Source organism: Synechococcus sp. 'PEA 65AY6A-5F PE A', from assembly GCF_047462575.1.
GTDB lineage: Bacteria > Cyanobacteriota > Cyanobacteriia > Thermostichales > Thermostichaceae > Thermostichus.
In genome coordinates this window covers 1-7,076 of sequence record NZ_JAOALE010000063.1, presented here as the reverse complement: position 1 = coordinate 7,076, position 7,076 = coordinate 1, and the positions used below count along the sequence as shown (strand labels likewise).

Below are 7,076 nucleotides of genomic sequence, written 5' to 3'. Positions count from 1 at the left end.
TCCCCCATCCCGCCAAGCTGCGCTGTGGCGGGAGTACCCCGGAGGTTCTGATGGACAACCTCCTAAAGTCTCTGGGTCTTTGGGGGATCCTTAGAAAGCAGCTAGCGGATGGTTAACAGCTTGGTTTCGTCGGGAAAGGTGGCCTCTACTTGAATTTCCGGGATCCCTGGCATCACGTCCTCTCGGCTCAGCCACGTCAGACCTTCGCTCATCACCTGAGCAACGGTTTTCCCTTCCCGCGCCCCTCCAAGATAGCTGCGCTCAGGTAGGTCACCGCCTTGGGGTAATTGAGTTGGAGGCCCCACTGCCGCCGATCCCGAGCTAGCTGGACGGCCAGGTAGAGCAACCTCCTGGGGGGACAAGTACATGGAGCGACCTCGAAAGATACAAAACGATACAGAACAGGCAGCAGCAGGCTCACTTAGCCTAGAGTTGACTTAACACTTTAGTACCCCCTTTGGGCAAAAATAAGGATGCAGAGGCTACAGGGAGCTCCGCTTTTCTCGCCAAACCAAGAGCCTCCACCTCTTTCCACCTCTGCTGTTGCAATTTTCCGCGCCTGCAACCCAAGATGAAAGGGTAACAATAAAGTTAAAGAGAGAAGTAAAAGTTTATCTGATCCTCATTTAGCCCTAGCTTGGTTGACCTGAGATCCATTGGCTAATTCCCCTTAGCAGGTGTTGATTGGGTTCTTTTGAGCAGCCATGAAACTCGAACTGACTCCTAGACAACGGAAGATCCTGTGGGCAACGGTGCGCAGGTATATTGCCACGGCAGAACCTGTCGGCTCCAAAACCTTGGCCCAGTCCTACAACCTCGGAGTCAGCACGGCTACCATTCGCAACGACTTGGCCACGCTGGAGCAGGTTGGGTTGCTGTTCCAGCCCCACACCTCTGCCGGTCGGATCCCTTCTGACTTTGGCTATCGGGTCTATGTGAACGATCTGTTGAGCTCCGCCAACATGGATGGGATCCCGAACGATGCTCCCCAGCCGGAGCCCCATCCTGCGCTGCAGCAGTTGCTGGATCAGCTCAACCGTGAGCTGGGGGACGACCTCGATAGCTTCCTACAGAGGGTGGCACAGCTTTTGGCCCACTTGAGCGGTTGCATCGCCCTCATCACCCCTCCCCAGGGGCCGGTGGTAGCCGTTCACCACGTGCAGTTGTTGTCGGTGGGGCCGGGGCGGGTAATGGTGCTGGTGGTTACGGATTCCTATCAAACCCACTCGGCCTTGGTCAGCCCACCGGATTGGCCTGACGATCGGCGCGAGGATCTGGAAGATGAACTGCAGCTACTGAGCAACTTCCTCACCCTGAAATTGCGGGGCAAGACTTTTGCCGAGCTGCAGGATCTGAGCTGGTTGAAGCTGGATGAGGAGTTTCGCGCTTACAGCCATTGGCTGCAGCAACTGCTGCGCTCGGTAGTCCAACGCTACCTGCGGCCCTCTCTAGGACAGGTGTTCAGCGCGGGCATGACGGAGCTGATGCGGCAGCCGGAGTTTTCCCAGGCTCAGCGGATGCAGGCGGTGGCCCAGTTGCTCGAAGAGGGATCCGAGCAGCTGCAGGGGATGATCGGGCTCTATTCCACGCCAGGTTGCCTGTTCACGAGCGAAGCGGCTCTCTCGGCCCCGTCGGCCAGGGAGAAGGCATCCTCCAGCACCGCAGATCAGGATCCATCCCACAACGTTCCCGTGATCATCTACATTGGCAGCGAGAACCCGCTGGAATCGCTGCACCACTGCACGGTCATCGCCTCAGTTTATCGCCGCCGCTCGGCGCCGCTGGGGACGGTCACCTTGCTGGGGCCGACTCGCATGGCCTACGAGCGGAGCATTGCGGCTGTGCAGACGGTGGCCTCGCATCTCACTCGGGCCCTTGCCTGAGGGATCCCAGGTCTGGGTTGCCCCCGAGCAATAGCCAACTGTGGCCAGGCTTTCTCCTCTTCACTTGCGGGTTCAGTGTGCCATTCGCGAGCGGCAACTGCTTCGCCCCGGCCAGCGGCTGCTGGTAGCTTTTTCCGGCGGACAAGATTCTTTTTCCCTGCTCCAGATCTTGCGGGATTTGCAGCCGCGCTGGCGGTGGCAGATCTTTGTTTTGCACTGCGATCACCGTTGGTCAGCCGATGAGACGGCGTGTGCCCAGTTTTTGCAGGGATGGCTGCAACAGCAGGGCCTGCCCCACGCCGTTGAGACTGCCGATCCCATCCGCTGGGATGAGGCGGGGGCCAGGGCTTGGCGCTACCAGCAACTGGACAAATGGGCGCGCACCTGGAGCTGCGAGGCGGTGGCCACGGGGCACACGGCCAGCGACCGGGCGGAGACGTTTTTGTGGAACCTGCTGCGGGGCACGGGGGCTGCCGGCCTGGTCAGCCTAGATTGGCAACGGCGTTTGGACGAGCGGGATCCCACCTCCGCTTGGTTGGTGCGTCCCCTGCTGGGCCTTTCCCGCTGGGAAACGGAAGAGTTCTGCCGACAATACCAGTTGCCGGTCTGGCCGGATCGCAGCAACCAGGATTTGGCTCATGGCCGCAACCGCCTTCGCCTAGAGGTGATGCCCTATCTCAAGCAGCACTTTAACCCGCAACTGGAAGCGGCTTTGAATCGGGCGGCCACGCTGTTGCAGGCAGAGCATGAGCTGGTGGTGGCGCAAGCCGCCCAACTATGGTTGCAGGTGTACGAGCCGGCTTTGCCGGGGCTGCGACGGGATCCCTTGCGGGCTGCGCCCCTGGCTCTGCAGCGGCAGGTGATGTTCCAATTCTTGTCGCTGCTGCTGCCCCATCACCCGACTTTTGAGCAGGTGGAAGCCGGGATCCGGCTCTTGAAAGCAGGCCGCCGCAGCCGCAGCCCCGACTACCCAGGGGGTGGCTGGTTGGAGGTGAGGGGAGATTGCGTGGTCTGGGTTGCTGCTTCTCAGCCCGCCAGTTTTGTCCCCTAGGCCGGGATCGGCATGCCCACAAAAGCTCTTGGGCAAAGTTGTGGCTGCCCTATTTAGGTCCACTCCGGTCTTAACCAGAAGAAGCCGGCCAAGGGTGAACCCGGCCCGTTTGCGGCTGAAGGGCAACCTGGGGAGATGGGCACCCCTGGCAACCCAGAGCAAGGGGGAGTAGGTCAATCCGGCAACCGGCCAAACCTGACGCCGGGGTAGTAGTAGGCCAAGATTTGGCGGTAAGTCCAGCCCCGGCGGGCCAATTCTTGGGCGCCCCACTGGCTCATGCCGATGCCATGCCCGTACTTGGGATAGGGGCTAAAATCCGGCAGGCTTTTTAGGTAAGGGATCCCGCTCACCCCGACGGTTTGGCTGCCGGCGCTGGCGCTATACATGGCATTCACGAATTGCCCCCCATACACCATGACGATGCCGCGGGTGGCGTGTGTTGCTGCTAGGGCGGCTGCCGAGCGCTGCGACAGACCCCGATACACCTGGGAGCGGGTGTCGCTAAACACGTCAAACCAGCCGCGGGAATTGCGGTGGTGAAGAACATAGGTGCGGGCTGCCACCGCCTGGGCCTTGAGGGCCTCGGGCAGAAAGCGGGATCCCATCTCGGCTTCCACCACGCCGGCCACGTAGTCTTCCAGATCCACGTAATTGATGGCCAGCAAGCGGTTGTAGCCGGTCAGGAGCACTTTGCCAGAATACCAGCGGCCATCCACCGCCACCAGGCCACCCGCTTGCGGCTCGATGAACAACACCGGGCTGACCACCCCCTGCAGGCGCACCCCCTGAGGGCCGGGCTGGGCCAGAAACCCTTGCATGGGGGGCAACTCGGCCAGCACCTCTTGGCGGCTATTGGTCAGTTGGGCAGGGAGAGAAACCCCCACCACCAAAGGGGCGGTGGCATCGGCCAAGGCCACCCGCACCGTTACCCCCCAAGCGCTCTCGATCCATCCCCCTAAGGCGCCCACCAGCAGGGATCCCAGGAGGGCAAGCCAACCCCGTGCTCCCATCTGCCCAGAGTTCTTTTTTGTACAGCAACCCCAGCCTAGGATAGGGCAAATCGGACTTGGGGACAAAAATCAGGGTGCCTAGAGGGCAGGACGGGATCCCGTTGGCAGGGGAGGGGACGGCTGGGGCTGTTCCGAAGGGACAGGATCTGGCTGTCGAAACCGATCGGTTTCCAGGCCCAAGGCAAAGCGCAGGGAGGATCCCGGTCGCCCGTTGGAGAAGCAGAGAAAAGAGCCCAAGGAAGCCAACGCCAGAAGGGCGGCGTAGCCAAACATGGCCCGATACCCGAACCCCCCCGCCAGCGTGCCCAGGATCGGCCCCGCCAGCCCAATGCCCAAGTCAAAGCCACACATCACCAAGCTAAACAGGCGACCGCGCTCCGCCGGCTCAGAGCGATCCGCCACCAGGGCGGAGATCAGCGGGATCAAGGTGCCAAAACCCGACCCCACCACGATCCCGGCGGCGAGAAAAGCCGCAGCGCTGTCGGCAACCCTCAGGATCCCCATCGCCAGAGCATAGGTGGCCAGGCTGAGCGAGATGAACGGCCCCCGCCCGTAGCGGTCGGAAGCGCGACCAGCCAGCAGGCGCACGCCGAAGCTGGACAGGGCCACCGCCGTATAAAAAAGACCTGGATTCAGGGGAACTCCGGCCTCTTGGATCAACAGAGCCACAAACGTGGTCTGGGTGCCAAAGGCCAGGCCAACCAACAACATGACCCCGGCGAGAGAGCACACCTTCGGGCTGAGCACAAGGCCCCAAAACGCCCCATCCGAGGGCAGGGATCCCCAATCCCCACGGCGCTGCTCTCGAACCAATTGGGTACAGAAAAAGCCCACCAACCCCAGCAAAGCGGCGAAGAGAAACAGAGGGCCATAACCGGCCAGCTCCTGCAAAAAACCGCCCAAAGCAGGGCCGATGGCTACACCCATGGGATTGACCAAGCTCATGTAGCCCAAGATCTCGCCGCGTTTTTCTTCCGGGGCAAAATCCGCCACCAAAGTAACGTAGGCGGTGGCAAAAGCGGCGATGCTGATCCCATGAAAGGCCCGTACCAGCGCTATCCACGGGATCCAATCCCAAAGCCAGTACCCCAAAGGCGCCATCCCCGCCGCGCCCATGCCGATGAGCAACACAATGCGCCGACTGTGGCCATCCGCCAGCCGCCCCAGCCAAGAACGAAAAGCCAGCAGCCCAATCGAGAAGGCCCCCATCACCAAGCCCACCTCTTGGCTGGTGCCGCCCACATCCCGGACGTAGAGCGGCAGCGTGGGTAACAGCGCAGACAGACTGGCCCAAAAGAGCAGCCCGGCCACGAACAAAATGCCCAAGTTGCGCCGCTGTGCTGGCTGTAGCCGCCCAAATGCCCTCACGCCCACTCCTGATGAAACTCTTACAACCATGCCGAGGAGCAAAGCCGTCTCCACGGCATCCCCGAACAGAAGTATTACGAAATGTATATTTGGGTGGTGACTTTTTGGATCTTAACCTCTTGTCTGGAGCTGCGCAGGAGGGCAGACGTTAGCCTGGAAATGGCCTTTTTGTACGCTGGCCTATGGCGGAACGGTCGGATCCCTTGACTCGCGGTTTAGTTGCCCTGATTCGAGGCTACCAGGTGGCCATCTCCCCTCTGCTACCGCCTGCCTGCCGCTACTACCCCACCTGCTCCCAGTACACCCTGGAAGCCGTGCGGCGCTACGGTGCCATCCGAGGCGGTTGGCTGGGGATCCGCCGCCTCTGCCGCTGCCACCCTTGGCACCCGGGAGGCTACGACCCGGTGCCCGACTTGCCGGGATCCGCACCCGAGGAAAACGGTCGCCCCAGCCCAGATGGCCAACATTCTGGATCTGGGGGTTGAAGAGTTGCAGCTTTTAACCGCCGCTATCGGTAGCAGGCCACCGCCTCGATTTCCACCAAGGCATTCAAGGGCAGGCCAGCCACCTGCACGCAAGAGCGGGCCGGTGCCGGATCGGCGGCAAAAAACTCTCGATAAACCGCGTTCATGGCGGCAAAGTCTTTCATATCCGCCAAAAAAACGGTGGTCTTCACCACATTGGCCAAGCTTGTTCCCCCTGCTTCCAGCACGGCTTTCAGGTTCAGCAGCGCCTGCCGAGTTTGCGAGGCAACATCTTCCCCCGCCAGCTTGCCGGTTTTGGGATCCAGGCCCACCTGTCCGGCGGCGAATAGAAATGGCCCCGCAGCGGCAATGCCCTGGCTGTAAGGGCCGACAGGGGCAGGAGCAGCCTCGGTTCGCACCTCCTGCGGCCCTGCCTCAGCTCGAGTGGGGTGGTTAGGCTCAGAACTGACCGGCTTCCTCTGCTCCATGGGGATCGGCGGAACTCTGCAGCTAAGCTACCACAGGGGGATCCCGCAAAAAACAAGCCGGCAACGGCAAGATCAACTTGTCGACAAAAAGCAGTGCCTATGCCCTTGATCAAGTTGCAAACGCCTCTAAAGCCGGAACCTGCCGCTGTAGAGGCGCTGCTCAAGTCGCTCTCTGCTGCTCTGGCCAAACAGGTGGGCAAGCTGGAAGCCTACGTGATGACCGCCTTTGAAGGAGGGATCCCGATGACCTTTGCCGGCAGTGGGGATCCCTGCTGCTATGTGGAGATCAAGATTGACACTCCCACCGCCTAAAGGCGGGGGATTCTTACGCAGTCCACAAAAGAACCCGTAACGGCGTTGTCAAAGCGCCTCTAGACAGTTCCTGAAGGCAAAGCCCCAAGGTTCTGCTGACTTTCTTAAGCAGGTTGGCGGCAGCATTCGCCTCAGCCCAGAGGGTCTCCACCCGTCGGGTTTTTCACCATAATTAGGTAGCTCATCTCCATCTAGGAAGCTTGCCTGCGAGCTGTACGCCTCCTCTACCTCAATAAACTCCATGCCATAATGCTGACATAATTGCGCAATACGCTCCTTGAACCGACCTGTTGGAATGAAAACAAAGTTTTGGTTATTGACCTTCCCTAAACCGCATTCTTTGTTCCAACCAAAGACTATTCTCCCAATTGAGTGGTGCAAACAGAAGTCAATGACCTTGCCCGCAGCTTTGTGGATTGCATTCTCCGGTTTCCGTAATTCGACGAAGCTTTTGCAACCAAAACCCCCGCAGCTTGTGAGTCTTGAGCCTAGCCAGCTCC

Annotated in this window: 7 protein-coding genes and 2 pseudogenes; 4 read left to right on the top strand and 5 right to left on the bottom strand. The window is 60.5% G+C overall.

Features of this window, described 5'->3' with window-relative positions:
• Positions 1-101: 101 nt before the first annotated feature.
• Positions 102-346: pseudogene (gene ureA / locus GG26_RS13265) on the bottom strand (urease subunit gamma).
• Between the two features lie 358 nt (positions 347-704).
• On the opposite strand from ureA, the gene GG26_RS13260 reads away from it, so the two are divergent.
• Positions 705-1,883: an HrcA family transcriptional regulator gene (locus tag GG26_RS13260; protein ID WP_011431380.1), complete on the top strand. Its 1,179-nt coding sequence runs from the start codon at positions 705-707 to the stop codon at positions 1,881-1,883.
• Positions 1,884-1,923: 40 nt separating this feature from the next.
• A complete protein-coding gene (tilS, locus tag GG26_RS13255) occupies positions 1,924-2,934 on the top strand; it encodes a tRNA lysidine(34) synthetase TilS (RefSeq protein WP_011431381.1) in 1,011 nt (336 codons plus the stop codon).
• A 173-nt stretch (positions 2,935-3,107) separates the two neighbouring features.
• Here the strand turns inward: tilS and GG26_RS13250 are convergent, their stop codons facing one another.
• Both GG26_RS13250 and GG26_RS13245 read right to left on the bottom strand, forming a co-directional pair.
• Positions 3,108-3,944, bottom strand: a complete 837-nt coding sequence (locus GG26_RS13250) for a SpoIID/LytB domain-containing protein (protein WP_011431382.1) — start codon at positions 3,942-3,944, stop codon at positions 3,108-3,110.
• A gap of 78 nt (positions 3,945-4,022) precedes the next feature.
• A complete protein-coding gene (locus GG26_RS13245; RefSeq protein ID WP_414391112.1) occupies positions 4,023-5,312 on the bottom strand; it encodes an MFS transporter in 1,290 nt (429 codons plus the stop codon).
• Between the two features lie 182 nt (positions 5,313-5,494).
• Between GG26_RS13245 and yidD the strand changes: the two genes are divergently transcribed.
• Positions 5,495-5,797: a membrane protein insertion efficiency factor YidD gene (yidD, locus tag GG26_RS13240; protein WP_099812756.1), complete on the top strand. Its 303-nt coding sequence runs from the start codon at positions 5,495-5,497 to the stop codon at positions 5,795-5,797.
• 23 nt (positions 5,798-5,820) lie between these two features.
• Here the strand turns inward: yidD and GG26_RS13235 are convergent, their stop codons facing one another.
• On the bottom strand, positions 5,821-6,195 hold the full coding sequence (locus GG26_RS13235) for a RidA family protein (protein ID WP_011431385.1): 375 nt from the start codon (positions 6,193-6,195) through the stop codon (positions 5,821-5,823).
• 168 nt (positions 6,196-6,363) lie between these two features.
• Here GG26_RS13235 and GG26_RS13230 point away from each other — a divergent pair, with 168 nt between their 5' ends.
• Positions 6,364-6,576 carry a phenylpyruvate tautomerase MIF-related protein gene (locus GG26_RS13230; protein ID WP_011431387.1) on the top strand — a complete coding sequence of 71 codons (213 nt, stop codon included), beginning with the start codon at positions 6,364-6,366 and terminating at the stop codon, positions 6,574-6,576.
• Between the two features lie 48 nt (positions 6,577-6,624).
• Here GG26_RS13230 and GG26_RS13225 read toward each other — a convergent pair.
• Positions 6,625-7,076: pseudogene (locus GG26_RS13225) on the bottom strand (hypothetical protein); the annotation flags it as partial.

Excerpts from the sequence above, each read along its gene's own strand:
- yidD (WP_099812756.1), top strand. The coding sequence starts at position 5,495 with ATGGCGGAACGGTCGGATCCCTTGACTCGCGGTTTAGTTGCCCTGATT.
- GG26_RS13230 (WP_011431387.1), top strand. The coding sequence starts at position 6,364 with ATGCCCTTGATCAAGTTGCAAACGCCTCTAAAGCCGGAACCTGCCGCT.
- GG26_RS13260 (WP_011431380.1), top strand. The coding sequence starts at position 705 with ATGAAACTCGAACTGACTCCTAGACAACGGAAGATCCTGTGGGCAACG.
- GG26_RS13250 (WP_011431382.1), bottom strand. The coding sequence starts at position 3,944 with ATGGGAGCACGGGGTTGGCTTGCCCTCCTGGGATCCCTGCTGGTGGGC.